The sequence below is a fragment of the Meiothermus sp. Pnk-1 genome (assembly GCF_003226535.1).
Classification (GTDB): Bacteria; Deinococcota; Deinococci; order Deinococcales; family Thermaceae; genus Allomeiothermus.
This window is the reverse complement of record NZ_QKOB01000002.1, coordinates 277,822-304,001: the sequence shown is the minus strand read 5'-3', so window position 1 is coordinate 304,001 and position 26,180 is coordinate 277,822. Positions and strand designations below refer to the sequence as shown.

Annotated in this window: 20 protein-coding genes and 1 CRISPR repeat array; of the genes, 5 read left to right on the top strand and 15 right to left on the bottom strand. The window is 64.8% G+C overall.

Translation table 11 applies throughout. The features are described from left to right. Nucleotides 1-103: 103 nt before the first annotated feature. A CRISPR array of direct repeats spans nt 104-650; the repeat unit is 35 nt; unit sequence GTCGCAAACAAAAAGCCCCGTAAGGGGATTGCAAC. Between the two features lie 188 nt (nt 651-838). Next, nucleotides 839-3,970, top strand: a complete 3,132-nt coding sequence (carB, locus tag DNA98_RS04255) for a carbamoyl-phosphate synthase large subunit (RefSeq protein WP_110526213.1) — start codon at nt 839-841, stop codon at nt 3,968-3,970. Between the two features lie 285 nt (nt 3,971-4,255). On the opposite strand, the gene rplS is transcribed toward carB, so the two are convergent. The 6 genes from rplS to ffh form a co-directional block, all read right to left on the bottom strand. Next, nucleotides 4,256-4,669, bottom strand: a complete 414-nt coding sequence (rplS, locus tag DNA98_RS04250) for a 50S ribosomal protein L19 (RefSeq protein ID WP_110526210.1) — start codon at nt 4,667-4,669, stop codon at nt 4,256-4,258. 110 nt (nt 4,670-4,779) lie between these two features. Then, entirely contained in the window at nt 4,780-5,502 is a 723-nt protein-coding gene (trmD, locus tag DNA98_RS04245) for a tRNA (guanosine(37)-N1)-methyltransferase TrmD (RefSeq protein WP_110526207.1), read from the bottom strand. Between the two features lie 15 nt (nt 5,503-5,517). Next, nucleotides 5,518-6,009 carry a ribosome maturation factor RimM gene (gene rimM, locus DNA98_RS04240; protein WP_110526204.1) on the bottom strand — a complete coding sequence of 164 codons (492 nt, stop codon included), beginning with the start codon at nt 6,007-6,009 and terminating at the stop codon, nt 5,518-5,520. A gap of 16 nt (nt 6,010-6,025) precedes the next feature. Beyond that, entirely contained in the window at nt 6,026-6,244 is a 219-nt protein-coding gene (locus tag DNA98_RS04235) for a KH domain-containing protein (protein WP_013158688.1), read from the bottom strand. A 287-nt stretch (nt 6,245-6,531) separates the two neighbouring features. After that, nucleotides 6,532-6,783 (bottom strand): 30S ribosomal protein S16, encoded by a 252-nt coding sequence (rpsP, locus tag DNA98_RS04230; protein ID WP_110526201.1) that lies wholly within the window; start codon nt 6,781-6,783, stop codon nt 6,532-6,534. Between the two features lie 17 nt (nt 6,784-6,800). Beyond that, the gene (gene ffh / locus DNA98_RS04225; RefSeq protein ID WP_110526199.1) at nt 6,801-8,105 is read right to left on the bottom strand and encodes a signal recognition particle protein; all 1,305 of its coding nucleotides are present in this window, start codon (nt 8,103-8,105) and stop codon (nt 6,801-6,803) included. 218 nt (nt 8,106-8,323) lie between these two features. Between ffh and DNA98_RS04220 the strand changes: the two genes are divergently transcribed. Both DNA98_RS04220 and mgtE read left to right on the top strand, forming a co-directional pair. Beyond that, nucleotides 8,324-8,866, top strand: coding sequence for a DUF305 domain-containing protein (locus tag DNA98_RS04220; protein WP_158531600.1), 543 nt, complete (start codon nt 8,324-8,326; stop codon nt 8,864-8,866). 241 nt (nt 8,867-9,107) lie between these two features. Next, nucleotides 9,108-10,475 carry a magnesium transporter gene (gene mgtE / locus DNA98_RS04215; protein ID WP_110526193.1) on the top strand — a complete coding sequence of 456 codons (1,368 nt, stop codon included), beginning with the start codon at nt 9,108-9,110 and terminating at the stop codon, nt 10,473-10,475. Here the strand turns inward: mgtE and DNA98_RS18390 are convergent. The 3 genes from DNA98_RS18390 to DNA98_RS04200 are packed head-to-tail and all read right to left on the bottom strand — an operon-like array spanning nt 10,467 to nt 17,466. After that, entirely contained in the window at nt 10,467-12,968 is a 2,502-nt protein-coding gene (locus DNA98_RS18390) for an EAL domain-containing protein (protein WP_110526190.1), read from the bottom strand. The genes mgtE and DNA98_RS18390 overlap by 9 nt on opposite strands. A gap of 53 nt (nt 12,969-13,021) precedes the next feature. Next, nucleotides 13,022-15,226 (bottom strand): diguanylate cyclase, encoded by a 2,205-nt coding sequence (locus tag DNA98_RS04205; RefSeq protein WP_110526969.1) that lies wholly within the window; start codon nt 15,224-15,226, stop codon nt 13,022-13,024. Nucleotides 15,227-15,282: 56 nt separating this feature from the next. After that, nucleotides 15,283-17,466: an EAL domain-containing protein gene (locus DNA98_RS04200; protein WP_233493072.1), complete on the bottom strand. Its 2,184-nt coding sequence runs from the start codon at nt 17,464-17,466 to the stop codon at nt 15,283-15,285. A 129-nt stretch (nt 17,467-17,595) separates the two neighbouring features. Here DNA98_RS04200 and DNA98_RS04195 point away from each other — a divergent pair, with 129 nt between their 5' ends. After that, the gene (locus DNA98_RS04195; RefSeq protein ID WP_146237981.1) at nt 17,596-18,510 is read left to right on the top strand and encodes a DUF4388 domain-containing protein; all 915 of its coding nucleotides are present in this window, start codon (nt 17,596-17,598) and stop codon (nt 18,508-18,510) included. 269 nt (nt 18,511-18,779) lie between these two features. Here DNA98_RS04195 and DNA98_RS04190 read toward each other — a convergent pair whose 3' ends face one another. Further along, complete coding sequence (locus DNA98_RS04190) at nt 18,780-19,148, bottom strand: helix-turn-helix transcriptional regulator (protein ID WP_110526966.1); 369 nt, start codon at nt 19,146-19,148, stop codon at nt 18,780-18,782. 45 nt (nt 19,149-19,193) lie between these two features. Beyond that, the gene (locus DNA98_RS04185; protein ID WP_110526181.1) at nt 19,194-21,344 is read right to left on the bottom strand and encodes a heavy metal translocating P-type ATPase; all 2,151 of its coding nucleotides are present in this window, start codon (nt 21,342-21,344) and stop codon (nt 19,194-19,196) included. A 196-nt stretch (nt 21,345-21,540) separates the two neighbouring features. On the opposite strand from DNA98_RS04185, the gene DNA98_RS04180 reads away from it, so the two are divergent. Next, entirely contained in the window at nt 21,541-21,894 is a 354-nt protein-coding gene (locus DNA98_RS04180) for a DUF4383 domain-containing protein (RefSeq protein WP_110526178.1), read from the top strand. Between the two features lie 51 nt (nt 21,895-21,945). On the opposite strand, the gene DNA98_RS04175 is transcribed toward DNA98_RS04180, so the two are convergent. The 4 genes from DNA98_RS04175 to queA form a co-directional block, all read right to left on the bottom strand. Then, nucleotides 21,946-22,926, bottom strand: coding sequence for an ABC transporter permease (locus DNA98_RS04175; RefSeq protein ID WP_110526175.1), 981 nt, complete (start codon nt 22,924-22,926; stop codon nt 21,946-21,948). Further along, the gene (locus DNA98_RS04170) at nt 22,916-23,845 is read right to left on the bottom strand and encodes an ABC transporter ATP-binding protein (RefSeq protein ID WP_110526172.1); all 930 of its coding nucleotides are present in this window, start codon (nt 23,843-23,845) and stop codon (nt 22,916-22,918) included. Before DNA98_RS04170 ends, DNA98_RS04175 begins: the two co-directional genes overlap by 11 nt. A gap of 14 nt (nt 23,846-23,859) precedes the next feature. Further along, on the bottom strand, nt 23,860-25,005 hold the full coding sequence (locus tag DNA98_RS04165; protein ID WP_370444430.1) for an NEW3 domain-containing protein: 1,146 nt from the start codon (nt 25,003-25,005) through the stop codon (nt 23,860-23,862). 150 nt (nt 25,006-25,155) lie between these two features. After that, on the bottom strand, nt 25,156-26,166 hold the full coding sequence (gene queA, locus DNA98_RS04160) for a tRNA preQ1(34) S-adenosylmethionine ribosyltransferase-isomerase QueA (protein ID WP_110526169.1): 1,011 nt from the start codon (nt 26,164-26,166) through the stop codon (nt 25,156-25,158). Nucleotides 26,167-26,180: the final 14 nt, after the last annotated feature.

The window sequence follows — 26,180 nt, the reverse complement described above, 5'->3', positions numbered from 1 at the left end:
CTTTTCACCTCGCTTATCCACAGGGAGGCTGTGGATAACTCCACTTTCTCATAAATCTACCCTCCGGCACCCCTGTACAGGACGGGGTTTTATGGGGTATGCTGTCGCAAACAAAAAGCCCCGTAAGGGGATTGCAACCTGCTCCGCCTTGCGAAGCATCTCCGCATACTCGGCGCGCGTCGCAAACAAAAAGCCCCGTAAGGGGATTGCAACTCGTCCGCGCATTCTCGGCGGATACCTTGGTCGCCGAGATGTCGCAAACAAAAAGCCCCGTAAGGGGATTGCAACGCAGGGGTAGGGGTCCACCACCACCGCCGTCGCAAACAAAAAGCCCCGCAAAGGGATTGCAACGTCACCGCTGCGTCCCGCCCACTTGTTCAAGTACCACCCGTCGCAAACAAAAAGCCCCGTAAGGGGATTGCAACTCCACCACGGCCAGCCAATCGGTCTCTTGAATGACCTCGTCGCAAACAAAAAGCCCCGTAAGGGGATTGCAACGCGGGGCTATTTCCGCCGGGTGAGCACCCGCATACTCACGGTCGCAAACAAAAAGCCCCGTAAGGGGATTGCAACGCCACCCACCGGGGCAGCTCGCCGGGGCCACGAACCTCGCCCGTCGCAAACAAAAAGCCCCGCAAGGGGATTGCAACCAGGCGGCATCATGGCCGTGGTCCGGTCGCAAGACTAGGTGTGTGCGTGGCCTGCCCCGTCCCGCGCATGGGCGGCGTGGATTGAAAGTTTATGCTTGAACCCGACATCTTTATTCGGGTAGCATGGGCGCTTGGAGCCGAGGGCGGCCAAAAGTGGTAGGCTGACCGGCTGGAGAGCTGAGGACACGATGCCAGCACGCACGGACATCAAGAAAATCCTGATCATCGGGTCTGGCCCCATCACCATCGGCCAGGCGGCGGAATTCGATTACTCGGGAACCCAGGCCCTCAAGGCGCTGCGCTCGGTGGGGTACGAGGTGGTGCTGGTCAACTCCAACCCGGCCACCATCATGACCGATCCCGAGCTGGCCGAGGGCACCTACCTCGAGCCCCTCACCGTGGAGTTCCTGGAGAAAATCATCGCCAGGGAGCGGCCTGACGCCCTGCTGCCCACCCTGGGCGGCCAGACTGCGCTCAACCTGGCCATGCAGCTTTACGAGGGGGGGGTCCTCGAGAAGTACGGCGTCGAACTGATCGGGGCCAACGCGGCGGCCATCAAGAAAGGCGAGGACCGCGAGGAGTTCCAGCGGGCCATGCTCAAGATCGGGCTCGACGTGCCGCGGGGCAAGATGGTACATAGCCTCGAGGAGGGCTTAGAGTTCGCCCGCAGCGTGACGGGCTACCCGGTGGTGGTGCGCCCGAGCTTCACCCTGGGTGGCACCGGGGGCGGCATCGCCGCCGACGAGGCCGAGTTCGTCGAGATCTTGAGCCGGGGGCTCTCGCTCTCGCCCACCCATTCGGCGCTGGTGGAGGAGAGCATCGTGGGCTGGAAAGAGTTCGAGCTCGAGGTCATGCGCGACCGGGGCGACACCGTGGTCATCATCACCTCCATCGAGAACGTCGATCCCATGGGCGTGCACACCGGCGACTCCATCACCGTGGCCCCGGCCCAGACCCTCTCCGACGTCGAGTACCAGAGGATGCGCGACGCGGCCCAGGCCATCATCCGCGAGATCGGCGTGGAGACGGGCGGCTCGAACATCCAGTTCGCCATCGACCCCAAGAGCGGGCGCATGATCGTCATCGAGATGAACCCCCGCGTCTCGCGCTCCAGCGCCCTGGCCTCCAAGGCCACCGGCTTCCCCATCGCCAAGATCGCCGCGCTGCTGGCGGTGGGCTACCGCCTCGACGAGCTGCCCAACGACATCACCCAGAAGACCCCGGCCTCCTTCGAGCCCACCATCGACTACGTGGTGGTCAAGATCCCCCGCTTCGCCTTCGAGAAGTTCAGCACCCTGCCCAACACCCAGGGCCACTTCTCCGACCGGCTGGGTACCCAGATGAAGAGCGTGGGGGAGGTGATGGCCATCGGTCGCACCTTCAAGGAGGCCTTCGGCAAGGCCCTGCGCAGCCTCGAGGCCGACGTGCGCGCGGAGTTTGCCCACCTCACCGACGCCGAGCTCTTGGCCCGGCTCTACCCTAGCCCCACGCGAATTTATGCAGTGCTCGAGCTGCTGCGCCGGGGGATGAGCATCGACGAGCTCTACCAGGCCACCCGCATCGAGCGCTGGTTCTTGCACCAGTTCGCAGAGGTGGTGCAGGCCGAGCGGGCGCTCGCCAAGGGCGAGTGGCGGCTTTCAGACCGCGAGGACTGGCGCTACGCCAAGGGGCTGGGCCTCTCCGACGCCCGCATCGGTGAGCTGCTGGGCGTCTCGGAAGCGGCGGCCCGCCAGGAGCGCCTGGCGGCGGGAGCCAGACCGGTTTACAAGACCGTGGACACCTGCGCCGCCGAGTTCGAGGCCTACACGCCCTACCACTACTCGGCCTACGAGCTCGAGGACGAGGTTCGCCCCACCGACAAGCCCAAGGTGGTGATCCTGGGCTCGGGTCCCATCCGCATCGGGCAGGGCGTCGAGTTCGACTACGCCACCGTGCATGCGGTGTGGGCGTTGCGCGAGGCCGTGATACCGCCTGAGCGGCCCGGCGAGGCCGGGGCCCAGGGCTACGAGACCATCATGGTCAACTCCAACCCCGAGACCGTCTCGACCGACTACGACACCGCCGACCGGCTCTACTTCGAGCCGCTGACGCTGGAGGACGTGCTCAACCTCACCGAGCACGAGCGTCCCCTGGGCGTCATCGCCACGCTGGGCGGCCAGACCCCGCTCAAGCTGGCCAAGCGGCTCTCCGAAGCCGGGGTGCGGCTGCTGGGCACCTCCTGGGAGGCCATCCACAAGGCCGAAGACCGCGCCGAATTCAACGCGCTGTGCGCCGAGCTGGGCATCCCCCAGCCCAAAGGCGCGGTGGCCCGCACCCCCGACGAGGCCCTCAAGCTCGCCGAGCAGATCGGCTACCCGCTGATGGCGCGGCCCTCCTACGTGCTGGGCGGACGGGCCATGCAGGTGGTGCATAGTCCCGAGGAGCTTCAGGGGTATCTGAGCGGCATCTACGCCGCGCTTTCCGAGCGCCCCTCGATTTTGCTCGACCAGTACCTCGAGGGCGCCCTCGAGCTCGACGTGGACGCCATCTGCGACGGGAGCCGGGTGGTGGTGGCGGGCATCATGGAGCACATCGAGCGGGCCGGGGTGCACTCCGGCGACTCGGCCACCGTGCTGCCGCCGGTGAGCCTCACGGCGGAGCAGCTCGAGACCGTCCGGGCCTACACCCGCAAGCTGGCCCTGGCGGTGGGGGTGCGGGGGCTCATCAACGTGCAGTACGCCCTCAAGGACGGCACCGTCTACATCCTCGAGGCCAACCCCCGCGCCTCGCGCACCGTGCCCTTCGTCTCCAAGGCCATCGGCCACCCGCTGGCCAAGTACGCGGCCCTGATCGCGGTGGGCAAGACCCTCGAGGAGCTGGGCTTCACCCAAGACCCCACCCCCAACTTCTACTCGGTCAAGGAGGTGCTCATCCCCTGGCTCAAGTTCCCCGGCGTGATCCCGGTGCTGGGCCCCGAGATGCGCTCGACTGGCGAGAGCATGGGCATCGACCGCGACCCCTACCTGGCCTACTACCGCGCCGAGCTGGGGGTGGGCCAGAGGCTGCCCCTCGCGGGCAGGGTGCGCCTGATTGGGGCACAGGCCCTCGAGGCGGAGTGGCGCGCGGCGGGCTTCGAGATCTCCGAGGGCGACTACGACCTCCTAATCTCGCTGGAACCCCACCCCGAGCTGCGCCGGGCGGTCGAAAGCGGCAAGCCCTTCATCACCACCCTCGAGGGCGCCCGCTGGAGCCTGGAGGCCATCCGGCGGGCCCGGCACGCCGAGCTGGGGGTGAAATCCCTACAGGAGTGGCATCAACCCGAAACCGCCGCACAACCCTAGGGCGACACCGCGGCCTAGGGGTTATGGAACCTAGTTGCGGCGGGCGCCAGGGGCTAGGTTCAGGGAATGCGGAGGGAATCGTCCGCTGGGGCCTTCGGGCTGGCGATAGCCCGGGGGCCTCGCCAAAAACCGCTCGAGGTCGGCCAGAGGCTCCAAATGATGTGGCGGCGCCTTCAGCCACCGGCCTAAGACGCCACCTGTCTAATCGAATATGAACCCCACCCGAGGTGTCTGTTTCGCCGACCGTAGGACGGGGTAGCGTTGCGCTAGGGGCAAGAAGATCTCTTATTCTTCTTGAGTTTCCCTGGGGCCTTCCGCATTGCGCGCCGAAACGTCCTCGTTGGTGCGCTTACGGTCAGACTTGATGCGCGCCGCCTTGCCGCGCAGTTCACGGAGGTAGTACAGCTTGGCCCGCCGCACTTTGCCCCGCGCCACTACCTCCACGCTGTCAATGAGCGGGCTGTTGAACGGGAAAACCCGCTCCACTCCCTCGCCGAAGGAGATCTTGCGCACGGTGAAGGAAGAGTTGAAACCGTTGCGCTTGATCTTGATCACCACGCCCTCGTAGGCCTGGGTGCGGGTGCGGTTCCCTTCGCGCACCTTGTAGTTGACCCGAACGGTATCCCCAGCCTTGAACTCGGGTATATCGGCACGGGTGTACTTGCTTTCGACGACTTTGAGCAGGGCACCACGGTTCATAGGGTTCTCCTGTTCCCAGCGGAACCTTCGGGGGTTCTTAGGAATTTTGCGTTCTCCAACGTACCCGCTTGGGCAGATACTCGAACGTCAGCAGTTGGTGAGTATAGCAGCTACTCGGGGCCTGCGTCAAACTCATCGAGCCAGGCTAGGTCCTGGGGGGTGAGTTCGGCCTGCTCGAGGAGGTCCGGGCGGCGCGTTTGGGTGCGCCTGAGCGCCTGCTTACGCCGCCACTCGGCAATTTTAGCGTGGTGCCCCGAGATCAGGATTTCCGGCACACCCAAACCCCGAAACTCGGGCGGGCGAGTGTAATGAGGATAGTCCAACAAACCGGTGGAAAACGAATCCTGCTGGTGGCTCTGGGCCTCCTTGATGACCCCCGGGACAAGCCGGGCGGTGGCTTCCAAAATCGCCAGCGCCGCCACCTCCCCCCCCATCAGCACGTAATCTCCGATAGAGACCTCGCGGGTGACGAAGTGCTCGACGCGGGCATCGATCCCCTCATAACGGCCCGCGACCAAGACCAGGTGATCTTTCTGTGCCAACTCCTCGGCCATCCGCTGGTTGAAGGGCTTCCCCGCCGGAGAAAGCAAGATCACCTCGTCGGCAGGTAAAGCGGCCTCGATGGCTCGTACCACCACATCCACCCGCATCACCATACCGGCCCCGCCGCCGTAGGGGGTATCATCCACTACGCGGTGCTTCCCCTCGGCGTGGTCGCGGATGTCGCGCACGTCCACCGAGATCAGGCCTCTCTCGATGGCTCTTTGCAGGATAGACTCCTCCGTCCAGGGCCGGATCAGGGCGGGAAAGAGGGTCAGGATCGTGTAGCGCATAGGGCAGGCGGCCTCTCAGTCAAACAACCCCGGGATCGCCTCGATGTGGATCCCGTCATCCCTCACCGTGACATACGGAGCCTGAAAGGGAACCAAGTAGGTCTTCGAGCGCGCACGAAGAGAAGTCCCAAAGCGCTTGACCACCAAGAGGTCCTGGGCCCCGGCTTCCTGTACCTCAACCACCTCGCCGAAGGGCGCACCGTCTACAAAGACCTTCCTGCCGACGAGCTGGTAGTAGTAGAAAGAACCCTCCTCCAGTTCAGGCAGATCGCCCTCGTCCACGTAGACCGCAAGCCCTACCAAGGCCTCCGCGTCGGTGCGATCTTCTACCCCGCTTAGATGAAGAACCAGCTCCTCGCCTACCCAGTAAGCCTCCTCGAGGTTCCGGTAGCCGAGGCCCTGGAGGTAGATGCGCGGCAGATCCGCCACCCAGGGCTCGCCGCGGAACTTGAAGCCCCCCTCGAGGCCATAGGGAGACCCTACCCGTCCAACCTCAATTCTTCGCATGGGAAAAACTCAGCCCCTACCTCACCTCCACCGAGACTCGCCCCTTGGCAAAAGACCGCACCACGGTGCGGATGCTCTCGATGACCCGGCCTTGACGGCCAATCAGGCGGCCCTTGTCGGAGGGGGCGGTTTCCACGTAATAGATCAGCCCCTCGCGGCCCCGGCGTTCGTCCACGCGTACCGCTTCGGGCTGGTCCACCACGGCCTTGGCCAGGTATTCGACTAAATCCTTCATGCCGATAGCTTATAGCAAACAGCCGATAGCCTCGAGGGTTGGGGCTATCAGCTCACGCAAGTGTGGTTATACCCTTTCATGCAGATTCCCTCACCCCCGGTGTACGGAGCCTCCTCCGTCCCGATAGGGGATCGTCCCTTGGGTGTACGGCGGTACGCCGTCCCAAAGGGGATCGTCCCCCGCGTTTGGCGTTCAGCGTTCAGCGTTTAGCGTCTTGCGTATGGCGTACGACGTACGACACTTCGCTCGGCCACGGTCACGGGTGAAGGGTACAGCATAAAGGGGTATTATTTGTCTTCGATCACCCCGGCCTGCTTTAGGAGCTTCCGGGCGGTATCGGTGGGTTGAGCCCCGGTGCCGAGCCAGTATTTGGCCCGCTCGGCGTCCACCTTGAGCCAATCCTTGGTGGTTTTGCGAGGATCATAGTAGCCGATGCGCTCGATGTAAGCCCCATCGCGCTTGCTGCGCTCGTCCACCACCACGATGCGGTAGTGGGGGTTGCCTTTGGAGCCAAAACGGGAAAGACGGATCTTGGTCATGAGGTTCTCCTTTTGCGCTATCTTCCAAACGGGTTGCGGAAGCCCCGCCCCCTTTGCTTGGCCAAAGATTTCATCAGGCTCTTGGTCTCCTCGAAGGTTTTGATGAGCCGGTTGACCTCCTGCACGCTGGTGCCGGAACCCGCCGCGATGCGCTTGCGGCGCGAGGCGTTGAGGATCCGGGGGTCGCGGCGCTCCGCTGGGGTCATCGAGAGCACGATGGCCTCGAGCCGGTTGACGGCCTTTTCGTCCACCGTGAACCCGGGCGGCAACGCCCGGGAAACCCCCGGGATCATCTTGAGGATGTCGGCAAAAGAGCCCATCTTGCGCATCTGGCGCATCTGGGCAATCAGGTCCTCGAGCGTGATCTCCCCGGGAGCCTTGGGGGGGGCCTCGAGCTCGGCAGCCTTGGCCCTCTCCAGAAGGGTCTGGAGGTCGCCCATGCCCAGGATGCGCTGGGCCAGACGGTCGGGGTAGAAGGGCTCGAGGCCCTCGATCTTCTCCGAGACCCCGGCGAAGACGATGGGCTTTTGCGTGACGTGCCGCGCCGAGAGCGCCGCCCCACCCCGGGCGTCGCCGTCGAGCTTGGTGAGGATCAGCCCGCTGACCCCGATGCGCTCGTCGAAGGCTTTGGAGACGTTGAGCGCCTCCTGGCCGGTCATGGCATCTATTACCAAGAAAGTCTCGGTAGGGCGCAGCACCTCTTTGAGCCTGGCGAGTTCGCCCATCAGGGCCTCGTCAATCTGCAAGCGCCCGGCGGTGTCCACGATTACCAGGTCGCGGTAGTCGAAGGTAAGGTGTTCCCGGAGGCGGCGGGCAGTGACCTCGGGGCGCTCCCCGTCGGCCACTTCGAGCACCGGCACCCCCACCTTCTCCCCCAAGATCCTAAGCTGCTCGCGGGCCGCGGGGCGCTGGGTATCGGCGGCTACCAGCAGGGGGCGGCGGCCTTTGGACTTATAGAAAGCCGCCAGCTTGCCGCTGGTGGTAGTCTTGCCCGAACCCTGCAAACCCACCATGAACCACAGGTTGCCCTCGCTTTTCAAGGTGGGCTGCCTGGCCTCGCCACCCAGGGTCTGGACCAGTTCGTTGTAGACGATGGTCAAGATCTGCTCGGCGGGCGTGAGGCTCTCCAGCACCCGAGCCCCCAAGGCCTTCTCCTGCACGGCGCCGACAAAAGCCTTCGCCACTTCGAAGTTCACATCGGCCTCGAGCAAGCTCATGCGGATCTCGCGCAGGGTGGTCTTGAGGTCGGCCTCGCTGATCCGACCCCGCCCGCGCAGCTTGTCTACCGCTGCGCGGATGCGTTGGCTTAGCGTCTCGAACATGCGTAACTCACCCTACTTCAAAAGCCCGGACCCGCCTGCGTGGCCTCAAGAAATCACTCAAGCTTTTTGTGTGATTTCCGGCCCACTTCTTCAAGGCCGACCGCCAGGGTAGCAGCAAGACCTTGAGCGTGTCAATATCAACTTGGGTCGGCATGGCTTGCTATAACCGACCCTCGAGGACCACAATGGGCTCGGGGTGGCCCCCGGAGGTTGGAGCGATGCGCAAGCTGGCGGGGTTGGTGGTTCTCATTGGATCGGCCTTGGGGTGCGGCTTCAGTGGCTCTGACATCTGGGAGGTGCTGAACAGATCCCCCAGCCGCAACTTTGACCGGGTGCTGGTCTCCATGCTGATTCCCCACTACCAGGGAATGCTAGACATGGCCGAAGCTTACCTGCCCCAAGCGCAAGACCCCCAGATGCGAAGCTGGGTGCAGGCCCTCATCAAGGAGCGAAAAGAGCGCATCAACGAATGGAAAGCCCTCCTCCAGCAGCTAGGGGGCCTCGAGCCCAGCGCCGAGGCCACGATGAAGCGCGAGATGTATAAAGACTGGGTAAACCTTCGGGAAAGCCAAAAGAGCGAAAACGTCCATTCGGTGTTCGCCAACCTGATGCTCACCAACCATTTTTCCACCGTCAATATGGCCAAGATGGTGGAGGCCCGTTCCCGAAACCCAAAGATTGCGGCGCTGGCCCAGTCCCTAATCGCAGACGAAACCGCCCATCTCGAGAAGCTCCAAGCGCTGCTGATCCGCAGCCAATAAAAAGCTTGCTTAGGAAAACTCCCCGGTGCTAATCTAACAGAGGCTTTTTTGCCACCCGCTAGAACAGGTCTAGCCGGGTTGTCTTTGCCGAGGAGGTACCGTGGAAGATTCCAGTTCGAGTCGTCAGAGTGAGACGGTGCCTCACTCAGGCACCGAATAGCTCCCCTCTGACAATTCGCAGAAGGCCACGGATGCTTTCTCCCGCAGCGAACCACGCTGTCTTACGCGGAAAGGGGGAAACATGCCGGAGATGGATGTACAGGCCGGATGGCAGGCTTTGCGGCAAGCTTTGGCCGGGGGCGATGCGCAACAGGTGCAGCAAGCCCTAGGCGAGCTCTACCCGCAGGAGCTCCTGGAGCACTGGGACGAGCTCTCCCGAGAGCAGCGCTTTACCGTGCTGACCCTGCTGCCCCCTGAGGAGGCCGCCGAGGTTTTCAGCCACCTCGAGGAAGGCGAGCAGACCGAGTTGTTGGAGGCCTTACCGCCTTGGCGGGTCAAAGAGCTGCTGGGCGAGCTCTCTCTCGATGACCTGACCGATGCCCTTCAAGCTGTTGAGGAGGAGAACCCCCAGCAGGCCGAGGCCCTGCTCGAGCAGCTGGACCCCGAGACGCGGGCCGAGGTGGAGGAGCTCTCCGAGTACGAAGAGGACGAAGCCGGGGGGCTGATGACCCCGGAGTACATCGCCCTGCGCGATTCGATGACGGTGGACGAGGTTTTTCGCTTCCTGCGCCGGGCGGCCCCCGACGCCGAACAGGTCTACTACCTCTACGTGGTAGACGCGGCGAATCGGCTCGAGGGGGTGCTCTCCTTGCGCGATCTGATCGTAGCCGATCCCAAGACCAAAGTCCGCGAGATCATGAACCCCGACGTGGTACGGGTGCGCACCGATACCGACCAAGAGGAAGTAGCCCGGCTCATGGCCGACTACAACTTCACGGTGCTGCCGGTGGTGGACGAGGAAGGAGTACTCTCCGGGATCATCACCATTGACGACGTGGTGGACGTGATCCAAGAGGAAGCCACGGAGGACATATACCGCCTGGGGGCGGTGGAGTCGCCCGAGCTGGTGTACAGCCGCAGCAGCGTATGGGACTTGTGGAGCGCTAGGGTGCGCTGGCTGGTGATCCTGATCGTGGGGGCGATGTTCTCCAGCAGCATATTGGAAGGTTTTCAAAAAACTCTCCAGGCGGTGACCGCCCTGACCTTTTACATCACTATCCTGCTCGGCGCTGGTGGCAACACCGGCAACCAATCCAGCACACTCATCGTACGAGCGCTCGCCACCGGAGACATCCGGGGCCGGGATTGGTGGCGGATTCTGCTCAAGGAATTCTCGGTAGGAGCCCTGCTGGGCATCACCCTGGCGGCTTTGCTTTCCATCAAGGTATGGATAGACGGCCACGGGGAAATCTTGTTGGTGGTGGCGGCCTCGCTGGCGGTGCTGATGACCGCGACCAACATCCTTGGCGCGCTGCTGCCCATCGGGATCAAAAAAGTCGGCCTCGACCCCGCCCTCATCTCCAACCCGCTCATCGCTACCCTAAGCGACATCACCGGGCTAGTGATCTATTTGAGCATGGCGCGCTGGCTGCTCCACCTCTCAGGCTAACTCCTCCCGCCCGCCGGGCTTGGCTATAAAGTAGCCCTGCACGTAGTCGCAACCGTTAGCCCGCAGCCAGTCGAGCTGAGGGGGGGTCTCCACCCCCTCGACCACCGTAGACATCCCCAGCCCCTTTGCCAGGGATAGAATGCCCGCCAAGAGCGCCTCTCCCGAAGGGTTACCGATGCCTGCGGTAAAGCTGCGGTCCACCTTGACCAGATCCACCGGCAGGCGGCTAAGGTAAGCCAGGGTGGTGTGCCCTACGCCAAAGTCGTCCAAGGCCACCTGTACCTCTAGCTGGCGCACCGCCTCGAGGTTGGCCCGGGCGGAGGCAAAGTCGCGCAGCAAGCTGGTCTCGGTCACCTCGAGGTACAAGCTGCTGGGATCTAGCTTGGCCGAACGCAGCGCGCGGTTCAGCCACCGGACCAGGCGGGGGTTTAGCAGGGTTATGGCCGAAAGGTTGACGCCTATCTGAAACGATTTCGAGGGCCCCTCCCGTAGCGCCTGCCTGAGCACCCACGTGTCCAGGGCCGAGGCCAGACCGTGGACCTCGGCCAGAGGGATAAACTCCGTCGGAGGGATAAGACCGCGCGCAGGGTGAACCCAGCGCAACAACGCCTCGGCCTTTGGCGCCAGCTCCTGTCGCAGGGGCAGGATTGGCTGATACACCAGCTTGAGGGCGTCCTCCCGCAAGGCTTTGCGCAGGTCTTGCAGCAGCTCGAGCTGACGCCGCGATGCGCGATAGAAGCGCGGCTGATACACCGTCCACCGGTCCCGCCCCTCCTTGGAGGCGTACATGGCGAGATCGGCCGCCCGCATCAGCCCGTCCAGGTCCGCCCCATGCTGAGGAAACAGGGCTATGCCGATACTGACGGTCACCACCACCTGCAACCCGCTCAGCGAAAAGGGCTCGGCGAAGGCGCTGCGCACCCGCCCAGCCAGGGCTTGAGCACCGGCCTCGCCAACTCCTTTTGCCATAATGGCCATCTCATCGCCACCCAGCCGAGCCAGCAGATCCCCCTCCCGTACGCACCGCTCCAGCCGACGAGCCACCTGCAACAAGAGCTTATCCCCCGCGGCGTGCCCCAATGAATCGTTGATGCCCTTGAATTGGTCTAAGTCCAGGTAAAGTAGCGCACACCCACTCCCCTCCGATGCCGCGCGACGCAGTATTGCCGCGGCCTGCTCGTGGAAGCTGCGGCGGTTGGGCAGACCGGTGAGTTCGTCGTGGTAAGCCAGATGTTGAATGGTGGCCTGGTAAGCCCTTTGCTCGCTAACATCCCGCGCCCGCAGCACGATCCCTCCGATGTCGGGATCGGCCAACCGGTTCTCCCAGGAGACCTCGAACCACGCCCATTCCTCCGGGGAAGAGGGGTTTTGCAGGGGCAAGATCGCCGGTCCCACCCCTTCAGTACGGCCCAAGGCCTCCGCGAACAGGTGGCCGGCCTTGTCCCGATGCTCGGGAACCACCCAGCTGAGGAGGCTTTGCGAAGTGCCAAACCCCAGCACCGCGGCGTTTGTCGAGGTGTAGAGCAAGTTTCCCTGGGGGTCAAGGATCTGCACCACCTCACGGCTATGCTGCATCAGGGTACGCAGCAGGTTCTCGCTGCGCCTGAGGGCGGCCTCGGCCCGCTTGCGCTGGGTGATGTCCTGCCCCATGGCCAGCCCCAGAACCCTCCCATCTAGCTCTACGGGGTACGCGCTCACCTCGAAGTCAATCACCTCCCCCCGCAGGTTGTTTAGCCGGTCCTCGGCGCGTTCTATGGCTTCTCCTTGCAGCACCCGGAGGTAGCGCTCGAGGCTCAAGGGGGCCTCCGGGTGGCTAAAGTCGGCCAGGCTCCGCTGCTGCAACCCTTCCAAAGAACATACCCCGAGGAGTTCTAACGCCCGGGGGTTGGCGTAGACGAAGCGCTTCTCGTCGAACAGCACCAGCGCCGCGGGCATGGTCTCTACCAGGGCACGGTACAGCCGCTCCCCTTCCAGCAGCGCAGCAGCCAGCAACCCCCGCTCCACCGCCCCACCCACCTGCAAGGCCACCCCCTCGAGCAGGCGGCAATCCCCTTCGCAGAGCGAGAAACCTATGCTCTCCACACATAGCACCGCGCGCACCTGGCCTCGGGCATAGATCGGCACCGCCACCATTGAGGTAATTCCCGGGAGGGCGTAGAGGAAATCCGGCTCGCGCGCAGCCTCGGGGATAAACACGGTCTGGCCACTGCTCACCGCACGGGACATGGTTCCTTCCCCCAGGGCGATACGCTCGATGAACCGGCTGTACCCCACCTGGTGCTGCAGCACCAGCTCCGCCCCCTCCACCGTGTACAGCGAAACCAAGGCGTAGCCGAAGGTGCGCGCCACAGCCTCCACGGCTTGGCGGTAGATCTGGGGTAGCTCCAGCTGGACCGCCAAGATCCGGCTCAACTCCAGCAGCAGCGCCACTTCCTCCCTCTGACCTCTGGGAAAGGAAGGGGGCTTCTCCGAGCCGGGGTCGGGCGGATTCATCAATAGAATCTTACCCAGGCTGGCTCATCCGCGCTGTAAAAAATGCCCATCCCCTAAGCCTCCAGCACTGACACCCCGCAGCGCTTGGCCCGGTACATCCGCTCATCGGCCTCCCGCAGCAGCGCCTCGGGATCATCCGCATCGCCCGGATAGGTAGCTACCCCGATGTTTACCCCGAGGGCGAGGCCCTCGAGACAAATCCGCCGGATGGACTCCGCATAGCGCTGGGCCGCTTTTACCGCGCCGCTCAGCTCGGTGTGGGGCAATAGGGCCGCAAATTCGTCCCCACCCCAGCGAAACAGGGTATCGCCATCGCGCTGGTTGGCCCTCAGCACCCGGGCCACCTCCACCAGCGCCTCATCGCCCTTGGCGTGCCCCAGGCGGTCGTTGACCTGCTTGAAGCCGGAGAGGTCCATCACCAGCAGGGAAAGCGGCTGGCCGTAACGCTCTGCGCGCCCGAACTCCTCTTCCAGGCGCTGATCAAAGGCCCGCCGGTTGGCCAGCCCGGTCAGCGGGTCGGTGGTGGCGGCCTGTTCCAAAAGCTCCCGGTAGCGTACCCCGTGCAGCAAAGCCGCGATGGGAGCGGCGAAAAACCGGGCCGCGTACAGGGAGTCCTCACCGAAGGCCGCAGGGTCGTGCAAGTTATCGAGGTACAACACCGCCAGCACTTCTCCGCGGTGGGCCACGGGTAAGGCCAGGTTGGCTGCGATCTCCTCGACCCGCCCCGCCGCCCCCAGAGCTTCACCCTTGAGGCGGGTGAAATCGGTGGAAAGCCTGGAGAGGATACGCGGCTCGCCCCTTCGCCAGTCGTCAGCCGCCCCGGCATACCAGCGAAGCTCCTCGGCCTCGCTGAAGGACTGGCCCCTCAGCCCCTCCTCGTAGCCCAGAAGGGCCTTGTAGCAAAACCTCGATCCCTCCCGCACCACCAAGCTGCCGGCTTCCGCCCCCGGCACCATGTGCACCGCTGCCCGCAGCAGCCTCTCGTACACCGCTTCCGCGGGGATCTCCACCGCCTCGCGCGCCAAGGAGATGAGCACGTCGCGCTGTTGTGCAGCCAACACCCCCTCCAAGGCCAGGCCCAGGGTACGGCAGGCCGCCGCCAACAAGTCCTGCTCGCTCTCCCGCCAACGCCGAGGGGAACCCTGGTAGAGGGAAAGCACCAGACGTGGGCGCTCTTGGTTAGGCAGCAAGACCGGGTGCACCACCACCCCTCCGATAGCCTCGCGAAAGCGGGGTAGCGCCTGGGGGACATCGCCGTAGTTTTGCGCGTAGATAGGCCGACCGGTGGCGTAGACCTGCCACACCAACCCCTGGCCGTAAGGGATCTCCTCTGCCTCATCCACCCCGCCAAACCCCGCCACCGCCACCATCCGGCTACCTTGCTGCATCCACAACCTGCCCTGATCCACCCCCAGCGCCTGGGCTAGCAAGGCCAAGGCCCGCTCGGCTACTCCAGAGGGGGTACTGGCCGAGTCCAACGAAGCCGAAAGCTGGTTCAAAAATTGCAGCTCGGCCCGCTCGGAGAGCTGGCTAAGCTGCAAGCTCACCGCACGGGCGAAGCGCTCGAGCCCCTCTAGCTCGTGCCGACCAAAGGGGCGGCTGCGCTCGAGGTTGAGCACCGCCACCACCTGGCCGCGCTCTTTGAGCGGCAAGGCCAGTTCGCTTCGGAGACCGCGCTGGGGAGCAGCGATGTAGGTGGAGTCTTGGCGCACATCCGGGACGTATACCGCCCGGCCTTCGCGCACACAGCGCCCCATCACCCCGCTGTCAGGAACCCAGAGCGGAGGCTGATCATCGAGGCCTTCTACCCATACCAGGCGCAGCCCACCCGGCTGAGGTTGCCATACCGCCACGTGCCCCTGGTCATAGCGCCCCAGCAACCCCGGCAAGGCCCGCAGAATGGCCTCTTGGCTGGTGAGGCCGGAGAGCTCCTCCAGCGCCGCTACCAGCAGCGTCAGCTGAGCCGCGGTCTCCCTTTGCCGCTGGTACGCGCGGCGCAGTTCCTTGCCCCCAAAGTCGGCGAGCAACACCGCAGCCAATAGGACCGGCGCGGCATACCCCGGATGGCCCCCCGGGAGCAGCCCCTCCAACCCCCAGGCTGCGGCTGCTCCCAGCAGCCCCCAGGCCAGGCCGAAGAGCGAGGCTAGGGTAGCTACGGCGATCAACAGCCAGGGAAACCGGTACCCCTCGCCAAGGTGAAGCAGATAAGTTCCGGCGAGCCCCCCGAGCGACCCCAACAGGATCCAAAGCGTCCGCATGGTGCTTTGCACCAGTCTACGACCGGCCCCACGGCTTGGTATAGGGGGGTCCCTTCTCAGCCTCTTTGTCTGAGCCGCCTGGCTATAAACCGGGCCTCCACCGGACGACCCAGCAAGTACCCCTGACCGAAACGGAAGCCCTGCGCTAGCAAATAGCGATGCTGGGCTTTGGTCTCGATCCCCTCCACGATCACCTCCAAGCCTAACCCCTCCCCCATGCCCTTCACCGCGGTCAGCACCCGAGCGGGAGGAGACTCCGGGCGGGGATCTTTTCCTAGGCTGCTCAAAAAACCCTGGCCCAGCTTAACTGCCCGGATGGGCAAGCGAGTGATCTGTTCCAGCGAGGAGTAGCCGGAACCAAAATCATCGAGGTGCAGCGCATACCCCTCCTCCGCCAGCGCCTGTAGCACCTCCAACGCCGCGGGCTCGAGCGCCTGGCTCTCGGTGATCTCCAGGATCAGCCCTTCCGGTCCGATACCCGCTTCCCGGCAGCGTGCAGCGATGGCCTGAGGGAGGGCGGGGGTGAGCTGCGACGCGGATAGGTTGACCGCTACGGGAATCCCCCAACCGGCAGCCTTACGGGCGGCTTCGGCGATGACCCAATCCCCCAGCTCCCCCATCCAGCCCTGGCGCTCGGCCAAGGGGATAAAGAGGGCAGGAGGGATGAACCCTCGCTCGGGATGGGGCCAGCGCAACAGGGCCTCCAGGTGCAGCAGGCGCCGGCTGGAGAGTTCTACCACCGGCTGAAAATACAGCACCAGCCGACGAAGGGAGATGGCCTGGCGCAACGCCTCGTTCAACCAGCGCTCCTCTTGCAACGCCTCCCGCAAGGCAGGATCGAAGAAGACCACCGTTCCCGGCCTCGAGGCTTGGCTCACCGCCGCCTCTGCCTGTTGCAGCAAGTCTTCCGGGTTGCTCTCCGGAGCTGCCAGGGCTACCCCCAGCATAGGGGTAGAAGCATATCCTTCCCACCCTGGGAGCAGCGGCGAGGAGAGGGCCTGTCGCAATCGCTCCACTATCGGCCAAACATCCTCGGGGCGGGCCAGCCCACCCAGGAGCAGCCAGAACTGCCGCAAGTCCCAGGCCAGGAGATCGTCGGAGCGGATGGCCTCGAGGATGCGCCGAGCGGCGGTCTGTATGGCGGTGATTCCCCCTAGCGGACCGTATAGCTCCTGCAGGCGCTCGAGGGCCGGGATGCGAACGGCCAGCAGCGCCAGGTGGGTGGCATCCTGACGCCGCCTTGTGGCCAAGCGCCGCCCCAGCCGCTCCAGCAAAAGCCGCAGGTTGGCCAGCCCGGTCTGCGGATCGTGGTAGCGGAGGTGGAGCAGTTGCCGTTGCAGATCGCTCTCCTGCAACATCAAGGCTACGTAGTAGGCCAACGCCTCGAGGTGCTGCATGTCCAGCGCGTCAAAGGCATCGCTGCGCTCGAAGTGGTCCAGGTAGAGGTAAGCCCGCGGCTCCCCTGCCACCACCACCGGAACCGAGAGCATGGCCTGGATGCGGTTGGAGCACCCCGCTGTTTCGAGGATTTCCCTGCGCTTTGGATCCAGCCTGGCGTTGAAGCTGGCCAGATCGGCGGGGCCGAACACCCGAGCGCGGATGTGGCGGCTTAGGGAAAGCGGCTCGGAGGGATCCAGGCTCACCTTAGAGAGCGCCGCCAGATCGTAGCCCTGGGCGGCCACAAAGTGGAAACGGCCATCGGGCCCCTTCAGGGTTACGCTACCGGCCTGGGCCACCGGAACCGTACCCATCGCCGCCGCCAAGGCCCGGCGCAGCAGCGCCGCCGGGGAGGTTTCCTGTTGCAAGGCCCGCGCCAACAGCGCGGTCACCTCCTCGCGAAAGCGCTCCTGGCGGTAGGCGTCGGAGATATCGTAACCCGTACACTGCACCTCCGCCGGCTGCCCCAAAGCGTCGCATACCACCACGAACTCCCACCGGCTGCGGCTCCAGGCGGTAGCCGCACGGGGTTTTCCGAACTCTAACCACACCGGCTGCCCCGGTCGGCTCAGGGCCTGGCGCACGGCCTCCAACACGCGAGGCCGCTCATCGGGCTCCACCTGCTCCAGCGCGTCGGCCCCCAGCGGGGGCTGCTCCCACCCCATATAGCTCAGGTAGGCCCGGTTGGCATAGGTGATGCGGCCCTCCAGGTCGGTGCGCACCACGAAGATGCTGTGGGTAACCTCGCAGGGAAGGCTCAGGTGGGCCGCTGGTCGGGAGACGCCGGGATCCATTCGTGCCATGCAGTCCTTAGGGCCCAAGGTAAGGTTGACCCCCCCTAAGGGTAGCAAAGGGCGCCACCGCTCCGGGGTGCACCTGCACCGGCGGTGGTTTGACGGTGCAATGATGCGCCGCGGCTACCTTGAAAGGTGTTGACCAAGGGCCTCTTTCTGCGCACCGAGCCCCTGCTCACCGGGCACCAGGACGAGCTCTCGATCCAATCGGCGCTGCTTCGGCTGGCGGGGGAAAAAGCCGCCGGGGTGCTGGTGCTCTCCCCCTCGGGGGCGCGGATTCACCTGCGCGCGGGGCTGATGGAGGCTTTAGAGGGGGTCGAGAGCCTGGGCGAAACCCTGGTGCGCCTGGGGATGGTCAACCCCAGCGCGTTAGCCCGGATCAACCCCCACAGCCCCGACCTCCACCGGCGGTTGTTGCTAGAAGGTCTGCTGAGTGCGGAGGGGTTGGTCGAAGCCCTACGGCAGCAGATCCGGCAAGGTCTTGGCTACCTGCTGCGGTTACAGAATCAGCGCTACGCCTTCTACCGCCACCCCCCCTTGCCCCCCCCTACCGCCGCCCTCCCGGTGGCCCAAGCCTTGCTGGAGGCCGCCGAACAGCCAATTCCCCTGCCGCTGTCCCAACCGCTTCGGCTGGCCCGCTCCGAAGCCGCGCTCCACCTCGAGGCGGCCGAGTGGTCCCTGCTGCGCTGGCTCAACGGGCGGCGCTCCCTGGGCAGTGCGCTGGAGCTTTCCGGGTTAGGCCAGGCGGAAGGACGGGCCGCGATAAGGAGCCTGCTGGCTAAAGGCCTGCTGGAGCCCGCCGCGGTGCAGGGTTTGCGGCTGATCGTACCGGAGCGGGCCCATCTGGGTAACAACTACCATCCGCCCGCTTCCATCCGAGCCAACCTCTTCCTGAAAGCCTGCGACGGGGAACGCACCGCCGAGCAGGTTGGACAGGAGGTCAAAGCCAGCGCCGAAGAGACGGCAAGCTTGCTGTGCATGCTCTACCGCGAAGGGCTTGTGGCCATCCGGAGCGGCCAGCAGGAGTTCGAGCACCTGCTGGAAGAGTACTAAATGCCCTGGCGACTATCCGACGTTGTACGTCATACGTCAAACGTCCTACGTCGTACGTCGAACGCAGGGAATCGTCCCCTAGGTGTACGGCGGTACGCCGTCCCAAAGGGAATCTACCTCCGGGTGTACGGGCGTAGCCCGTCCCGACAGGGAATCTACCCCGGGTGTACCGGCCCCGCCGGTCCCCCGCGTTTAGCGTAAGACCTACAGCGTACGACGTAAGCCGCGCTTGGCGCATAAGACATGCGGCCAATCAACTTACCAGCCCCTCAATCCAGTTCTCGCGCGTGCTCGAGGGCGCTACGGATGAGTTCGGTGACGTGGTGGTCCATCAGGCGATAGTAGGCCATCCGCCCCTCCTTGCGAAAAGTCACCAAACGCTCCTCCCGTAACAGCCTCAACTGGTGGCTCACGGCCGACTCGCTGATGCCGGTGAGGGCGGCCAGGTCGCACACGCACAGCTCGGTCGCGGCCAGCGCGGCCAGCATGCGCAGCCGGGTGGGGTCGCTCACCGCCTTGAGCAACCGGCTAGCTCGAGCCATCTGCACCCCGTCGGGCACCGCCTGGCGGGCCTTCTCCAGGGCTTCAGGGTGGATGCCCCGCTCCTCGCAGCCACCCCGATCTGAGGAAACCGGCATCATTACCTCCACGCTCGAGTATGCCACATCAGCGGTGGGAGCAGTTCACGATCCGGAGCGCCAACGCAACAACCGTAGCGCGTTTAGCGTGACCAAGGCAGTGGCCCCGGTGTCGGCTAGGACAGCGGGCCACAGCCCGGTGAGGCCCAGCAGCGTGGTGGCGAGGAACAACGCCTTCAAGCCCAGCGCGAGGGCGATGTTCTGCGCGACGATTCGCATGGCACTCCGCGAGAGCTGCACCAGCCCCACCACCCCCCGTACCGATCCCTGTAGCACCGCCGCGTCGGCGGTCTCAAGCGCCACATCGGTAGCGGTGCCCATGGCGATGCCCACATCGGCCTGGGCCAAGGCCGGGGCGTCGTTGATGCCATCCCCCGCCATCGCCACCGGCCCCCTGCGCTCGAGCGCTGTAACTATGCGCAGCTTGTCCTCCGGCGATAGCCCAGCATACGCCTTGATGCCCAGCATTGCCGCCAGGGCTTGGCCTGTGCGAGGGTTATCCCCGGTGAGCATCACCCCTTCCACGCCCAGCCGCTTGAGTTGGCTCAAGGCCTCCCGCGCATCGGGACGAAGCTCGTCGCGAATGGCGATAAGACCTAGCAAAGCGGGAGGGTCCAAGAGCAGCACCACGGTCTTGCCCTGAAGCTCCATGGCCTCGATCTGCCCGGCCACCTCCGTGGCCAGGGGAGCGAGTTCGGCTGCGTACCTGGGCGAGCCGACCACCAGGGTTCGGCCCTGCACGACGGCTTGCGCCCCCTTGCCCTGGATGGCCTGCTGGTTGCCGGAAGGGGGCACCGTGGCCCCCACCTCCTCGGCCTTCTCCACGATGGCTTTAGCCAGAGGGTGGGAGGAGCCTTGTTCGACCGCAGCAGCGAGGCCCAGCAGTTCGGCCTCGGAGCCTTCCAGGGTAACCACATCGGTCACCCGGGGCTTGCCGGCGGTCAGGGTGCCGGTCTTGTCAAAGGCGATGGTGCGCACCCGGGCGAGGGTCTCCAGCACGGCCCCACCCTTGAGCAAAAGCCCCCTTCGCGCCCCCGCCGCGATGGCCGAAGCCATGGCCGCCGGCACCGAGAGCACCAACGCGCAGGGGCAGCCGATGAGCAACAGCGCCAAGCCCTTATAGAGCCACTCGTGCCAGGCTGCGCCCAAAAACAGGGGGGGCACCACCGCGACCAAGCCCGCGACCGCCAGAACCCCAGGGGTATAGTAGCGGCTGAAGCGGTCGACGAAGCGGGCGGTGGGGGCTTTGCTTTCCTGGGCCTCCTCCACGAGGTGGATGATGCGGGCTAGGGTGTTGTCGGAGGGGTCCTTGTCCACCCGTACGGTGAGTACCCCGTCGGTGTTGATGGAGCCAGCGAACACGCTGTCGCCGGGGCCTTTGCCCACCGGCACCGATTCTCCGGTCACCGGCGAGTCGTCCAGGGCCGAGAACCCGCTCAGGATGGTACCGTCGGCGGGAACCCGTCCACCTGGGCGCACCTGCACCACCTGCCCGACTCGCAGGCTGCTGGCGGGGACCTCGCGGGTACGGTTCCCCTCGAGGAGAAAGGCGGTCTTGGGGGCCAGCGCAGCCAGAGCCTTGATCCCCGCCCTCGCCCTTCCGGCGGCGATGCCTTCCAATAACTCGCCCACCGCGAACAGAAAAACCACCACCGCGGCCTCGGCTGCCTCGCCAATGAGGAGTGCGCCTATGGCCGCCACCGTGACCAGGGTGTTGATGCCAAAGGGATTGCCCAGCCTCACCCCGGCCCAGGCTTTAAGGGCCAGCGACCAGACCCCGGCTAGCGTGGCGGCGACATAGCCCCAGTGCGCGAGGCGGGGCTCGAGGAAGCCGAAGGCGAAGGCCGCCGCCAGCAGGGCCCCGGTAAAGAGCACCCCGCGCCCCTGGGGGGTAGCGTACCAGGGCCGAGGCGCGTGATCGCGCTCGAGCCCCGCAGCCTGCCCTTCCCCCGGGGCGCTTTGCAGGGTTGGCTGGTAGCCGAGCGACCGAAGGCTGGCTTCGACCCGCTCCCTCGGCGTAACCGACTCATCCAGGCGAAACCTTAGGGTTTGGGTGGCCAACACCGCTCGCGGATCGCTAGCCCCAGGGATCTTGCGGATCGCGGTCTCGATTTTGCTGGCGCACTCGGCGCAGTCCATACCCTCCACCCGGTAGCAATACTCCGGTGGAGAGATCTCGGAGGAGTATGTGGCCATAATCTTCCTTTCTTGAGAGAGGAAACTCAATATATGAGCATCCGCTCATCTATAAGCAGAGCATAGCAATATATGAGCGCTTAGTCAAATGTCCGTCGCCGCCCTCGAGGAGCAAGGCGCAATTGTGCACTGGAAGCTTGTCCTCTAGGAGCCCTGGGTAGAAAGTAAGGGCACGACAGAAGAAAGGAGGTCCATCATGGGCACGCAAACCTTAGCAGCACGGATCGTCGGTGCGGTGCTGACGGTGGTAGGGCTGGTGGGCTTCTTCAGCGGCTCCAGCCTTCTCGGCTTTGGGATCAACGCCCTGCACAACATCGTGCATCTGGTGAGCGGGTTGCTCGGCCTTTGGGCTAGCTACAGCGGCTGGCCCAGGAGCTACAACCAGATCTTCGGCGTCGTCTACCTGGTGGTGACCGTGCTGGGTTTCATCGCTTCCGGCTTCATGAATAGCCTGCTCAACACCAACACGGCGGACCACTTCCTGCACCTGGTGATAGGAGTAGTGTTGGGCTACGTGGGCTTCATGATGCGGGAACCTGCCAAGGCCTAGGGCATCCCCAATCGAAAACCAGCGAGGAGACCCTCGCTGGTTAGGCGTTTTTCAGGCCCGCACCTCTCGCCGCTGGAACAGCACGTAGGCCAAAGCAAACAGCAGTAGGGTCAGCGCGATCAGGCCGGTGAGCTGCGGCCAGGCGAGCAGCAGGCTCTGCCCCAACGAGAGCGGGGTGCCCAACACCGCCCCCTCGAGCTGGCTGAAGAGCACCGGTCCCAGGCTGCGCACCCCGGGGTTGAGCAAGGCCTGCAAAGCCTCGGCATAGAGGGTGTTGGGCGAGAGGCGCGAGACGGCCACCAAGGTCTGGGCTTGATGCAGCGCGCTTTCCGGATCGAGGGCATCCCCCGGGGCGATCGCCTGGGCCAGCAGCTGGGCGATGATCCCCCAAAACAAGGCGAAGAACAACCACACCGCAATCGCCGCTAGCGCCGAGGTGGCGGGGCTACGAAACAACACCGAGAACACCAGGGCCACCCCTAGCCAGACTCCGGTGTAGGCCAGCGTAGCCAGCAAAAACAGCAGCGCCCGCCCCACCTCCTCCCCTCCCGGAGGCACCCCTAAGAACAGCAGGCTAAGCCCCACTACCAACAAAAACAGCGCCAGCAACACCAGCCCCAAGGTGGCCAGGCCGGCCAAAAACTTCCCCGAGAGCAAGGCGTCGCGGTAGATCGGTTGCGCGAGCACCCGCGAAAGGGTGTTGCGGTTGTATTCGCCGTTGATCGCGTCAAAGGCCAGCGCGATGGCCGCCAGCGGCAGGAAGAAGCTCAAAAAAGTGACGAACGAAGGCAGCGGATCCTGCGCGGCGGTGAATACCTGGAGGAGCAAGAAAGGGTCTTCGCCCACCGTCTGCCGCAGGGTTTGGGTGCTGGCGTACACCGCGCCGATGGCCGAGAGGAAGATCAACACCTCGAGCAGCCGCATGCGCACGCTCGAGAGGTGGTCGGCCATCTCTTTGAAGAACACCGCCCACATTCCCGCCCAGGGCGAACCCTCACGAAAGCGGCGCGATTGTTTGGCCTCAGGCAGCATGGCGCACCTCCTGGAAATAGCGGGCATAGACCTCGTCCAGGCTGGGGATCTCCAGCCTCAACGCGCGCAGCTCTCCTCCGGCCTCGAGCACGGTGCGGGCTACCAGCGACCGCACATCCTGGGCGGCTTCCAGGCGCAGCCCGGCCCCGTCGGGCTCCACCCGGCTCACCCCAGGCAAAGCCCGTAGCCGCTCGGCTAGGCCATCCGCAGCCCCTACCTCGAGGTGAATGCGGTAAGCCCCGCCCAACACCCGCTGGGCAAGTTCGCTCACCTTCCCCTCTAGCACCAGCTTGCCCTGGTGGAATAACCCTACCCGGTCGCATACCGCCTGCACCTGCTGCAGTAGGTGGGAGGAGAGCAGTACGGTGATGCCCTCCTCCTTGAGCTGGCGGATCATGCCTAAAAAAGCCTGGGCCGCCTCGGGGTCGAGGCCCAGAGTGGGTTCGTCCAGGATCACCACCTGAGGCTCTTTGAGCAGCACCTCGGCCAGCCCTAGCCGCTGGCGCATCCCCCGCGAGAAGGTCGCCACCGGGCGGTGCGCCGCCTCGCCGAGGCCCATGCGCTCCAATACTGCCCCGATTCGCCCCTCCGCCTCGCGCGAGGGGATGGCGTTGAGGCGGGCGGTATAGGCCAGGTTCTCCCACGCGGTGAGTTCCCCGTAAAACCCCACCGAGTCGGGCAGATACCCCACCCGCCGCTTGAGCGAGAGCGGTTCGCGCGCCGGATCAAAGCCCAACACCCGGGCCCAACCCCCGCTGGGCTCGGTCAACCCCAACAGCATCAGGATGGTGGTGGTCTTGCCCGAGCCGTTAGGGCCCAGCAGGCCAAACACCTCGCCCGCCTCGATGTTGAGGTCAAGGTCCTGTACGGCCACTACCCGACCGTAGCGCTTGCTCAGCCCATGCGTCTGAATGACCATACCCCCACTCCGCCTCACCGCCGGCCATAGCGAGACACCGCGAACCCTACCACCACTACCGCCAGGGCCACCAGGACTATGCCCACCAGGCCCCACAACGTCGAAGTCTGCACGGTGACGCGGTAGTCGGCGGAAGCTGAGGCGCTCCCCGCCGAGGCCCGCAGGGTCACCATGTAGTCTCCCGCCACGGCCCGGGGGGAGGGTTTGATCCGGGCCGTGACCTGCGACTCCTGCCCCGGAGCGATGCTGTCGATCTTCTCTGGATCAAACTTGACCTCCCAGCCCGAGGGCTCGCTGGAGGAGAGGCTCACCCCCTCCGCCGGGGCGCTACCGGTGTTTTTCACCACCAGCTTGACGGGGTTCTCCTGCCCAGCGTAGGCCCGTCCGGAGAGCCTGCCTTCCGGGGTACTGAGGCTGAGCTGCGGCGTACCGGTCACGTCGAGGTTCACCACCAGCTCGGCCTTGGTCTCCCCGGCCAAAGCCCGCAGGGTGACCGCGTAGGGCTTGGCCTCCACGTCCTGGGGCAGCGTCACCGCCACGTCCAGGTCCTTGGACTCTCCGGCCTTGACCGGCAGGCTAGTCACCTCCTGGCTGCCGATGGAGGGGGTGAAGCTTACCTGGAAGCCCTTGGGGGCGTCGGCCTCGAGGTTGACCAACAGATCCTGGTCGCTCTCGTTTTTGAGGGTTACCCGGTAGCGGAAGCTGGCCGAAGGAGGCCCCTTGAGTACGGGCAAGTCGGTCTCGAGGCTAAGCCTGCGGGGCAGCACCTGTCCCACCGTAAGCGAGATGGGAAGCTCGGCCCGGGTGTTCTGCCCCGCGGCCACCAAACGGAAGCGGTAAGTGCCGGGCTTGACCTTGGAAGGAGGCTCCAGGCGCAAGGTAAGGCTCTGCTCCCCGTCCGGTAAAACGTATACCGCGCTCACCACCCGCCCCGACCCCAGCAGGCTGGCTTTCCAGCCTGGGGCAGCCTCGGTCACCTGGACCTGCACCACCTGGGGGCTCAGACCGAAGCCCTTGACGGTGATGGGCAAGGTGACACTCTCCTCCGTGCCCACGCTCTGGCTGGGGTAGGGAGTGTACAGCGCCAGTCCCCGATAGTTTTGCTGAGCGGAGGCCAGCATCCCAACGCACCACACCAACGCAGCGAAGATACGTAGCACCTTTCGCACCTCCAACGCCTAGTTTCTCAATTTTGAAGCTAGGGCACAAAAATGAAATCTAAATGAAATAAAGCAGCAATCTTGACAAGATGTGGCTAAAGTTTTATGTGAAGAATGAGCCGAGGCGCCGGTGTAGCGCCCACAGAAATTCTACAATATCAGCATGGCATCCCCCAGGCTGTAGAAGCGGTAGCGCTCCTCGACAGCCGTGCGGTAAGCCCTCATGGTCAGGTCGTGGCCGGCGAAGGCCGAGACCAGCATGAGCAGGGTGGATCTGGGCAGGTGAAAGTTGGTGATGAGCGCGTCGGTCGCCTTGAACTCGAAGCCGGGGCGGATGAAAAGCCGGGTCTCCCCCACCCCCGCCTTCACCCCGCCACCGGCAGAAGAATCCTCCCAAGCGCTCTCGAGCGTCCGCACCACCGTCGTCCCCACCGCGATGACCCGCCGCCCTTCCGCCTTGGCTCGGTTGACGGCTTGAGCGGTCTCGGGGGAAATCTCGTAGGGCTCGAGGTGCATTACGTGCCGTTCCGGATCTTCTTTTACCGGCTTGAAGGTTCCGGGGCCCACGTGGAGGGTGACAAAGCGCACCTCCACGCCCATCCCGCGAATCCGCTCGAGGAGTTCCGGCGTGAAGTGAAGCCCCGCGGTGGGGGCCGCTACCGAGCCGGGGGTCTTGGCGTAAACGGTCTGGTAGCGCTCTGGGTCTACGGAAGCATGAATGTAGGGTGGCAGCGGGGTTTGGCCGATGCGCTCCAAGTGCTCCCATAGACCCCCGGTAAAGCGCAAGACCCGGGTTCCGTCCTCCTCGACCTTCACCACTTCCGCCGTAAGCCCGCCCGCAAAGCGCAACAACCCCTTGGCCCGCTTGGCCGGTTTGAGCAGGGCTTCCCAAAGATCCGGCTCGAGCTCCCGTACCAGCAACACCTCGATGGGCGTGCCGTGGGCATTGGCGGCAAAAGTACGGGCCGGGATGACCTTGCTCTGGTTCAGCACCAGCAGATCGCCAGGCCGCAAGTACTCAGGTATATCCCGAAAGATGCGGTGCTCGAGTTGACCCGTGCCGCGGTGAACTACCATCAAGCGGGAAGAATCCCGCGGCTCGGCCCCAGACTGGGCGATCAGCGCTGGAGGGAGCAGGTAATCGTAGTCTTCCAGGAGCATAGGCAACCGTGGCT

Bases quoted from the DNA above. Each gene is read 5' to 3' on its own strand.
- DNA98_RS04220 (WP_158531600.1), top strand. From the start codon at position 8,324: ATGCGCAAGCTGGCGGGGTTGGTGGTTCTCATTGGATCGGCCTTGGGG.
- rimM (WP_110526204.1), bottom strand. From the start codon at position 6,009: ATGCGAAGAATTGAGGTTGGACGGGTAGGGTCTCCCTATGGCCTCGAG.
- DNA98_RS04200 (WP_233493072.1), bottom strand. From the start codon at position 17,466: ATGGCACGAATGGATCCCGGCGTCTCCCGACCAGCGGCCCACCTGAGC.
- DNA98_RS18390 (WP_110526190.1), bottom strand. From the start codon at position 12,968: ATGAATCCGCCCGACCCCGGCTCGGAGAAGCCCCCTTCCTTTCCCAGA.
- DNA98_RS04170 (WP_110526172.1), bottom strand. From the start codon at position 23,845: ATGGTCATTCAGACGCATGGGCTGAGCAAGCGCTACGGTCGGGTAGTG.
- rplS (WP_110526210.1), bottom strand. From the start codon at position 4,669: ATGAACCGTGGTGCCCTGCTCAAAGTCGTCGAAAGCAAGTACACCCGT.
- carB (WP_110526213.1), top strand. From the start codon at position 839: ATGCCAGCACGCACGGACATCAAGAAAATCCTGATCATCGGGTCTGGC.
- rpsP (WP_110526201.1), bottom strand. From the start codon at position 6,783: ATGACCAAGATCCGTCTTTCCCGTTTTGGCTCCAAAGGCAACCCCCAC.
- queA (WP_110526169.1), bottom strand. From the start codon at position 26,166: ATGCTCCTGGAAGACTACGATTACCTGCTCCCTCCAGCGCTGATCGCC.
- DNA98_RS04190 (WP_110526966.1), bottom strand. From the start codon at position 19,148: ATGCCGGTTTCCTCAGATCGGGGTGGCTGCGAGGAGCGGGGCATCCAC.
- ffh (WP_110526199.1), bottom strand. From the start codon at position 8,105: ATGTTCGAGACGCTAAGCCAACGCATCCGCGCAGCGGTAGACAAGCTG.
- mgtE (WP_110526193.1), top strand. From the start codon at position 9,108: ATGCCGGAGATGGATGTACAGGCCGGATGGCAGGCTTTGCGGCAAGCT.
- DNA98_RS04185 (WP_110526181.1), bottom strand. From the start codon at position 21,344: ATGGCCACATACTCCTCCGAGATCTCTCCACCGGAGTATTGCTACCGG.
- DNA98_RS04235 (WP_013158688.1), bottom strand. From the start codon at position 6,244: ATGAAGGATTTAGTCGAATACCTGGCCAAGGCCGTGGTGGACCAGCCC.
- trmD (WP_110526207.1), bottom strand. From the start codon at position 5,502: ATGCGCTACACGATCCTGACCCTCTTTCCCGCCCTGATCCGGCCCTGG.
- DNA98_RS04175 (WP_110526175.1), bottom strand. From the start codon at position 22,926: ATGCTGCCTGAGGCCAAACAATCGCGCCGCTTTCGTGAGGGTTCGCCC.
- DNA98_RS04205 (WP_110526969.1), bottom strand. From the start codon at position 15,226: ATGCGGACGCTTTGGATCCTGTTGGGGTCGCTCGGGGGGCTCGCCGGA.
- DNA98_RS04180 (WP_110526178.1), top strand. From the start codon at position 21,541: ATGGGCACGCAAACCTTAGCAGCACGGATCGTCGGTGCGGTGCTGACG.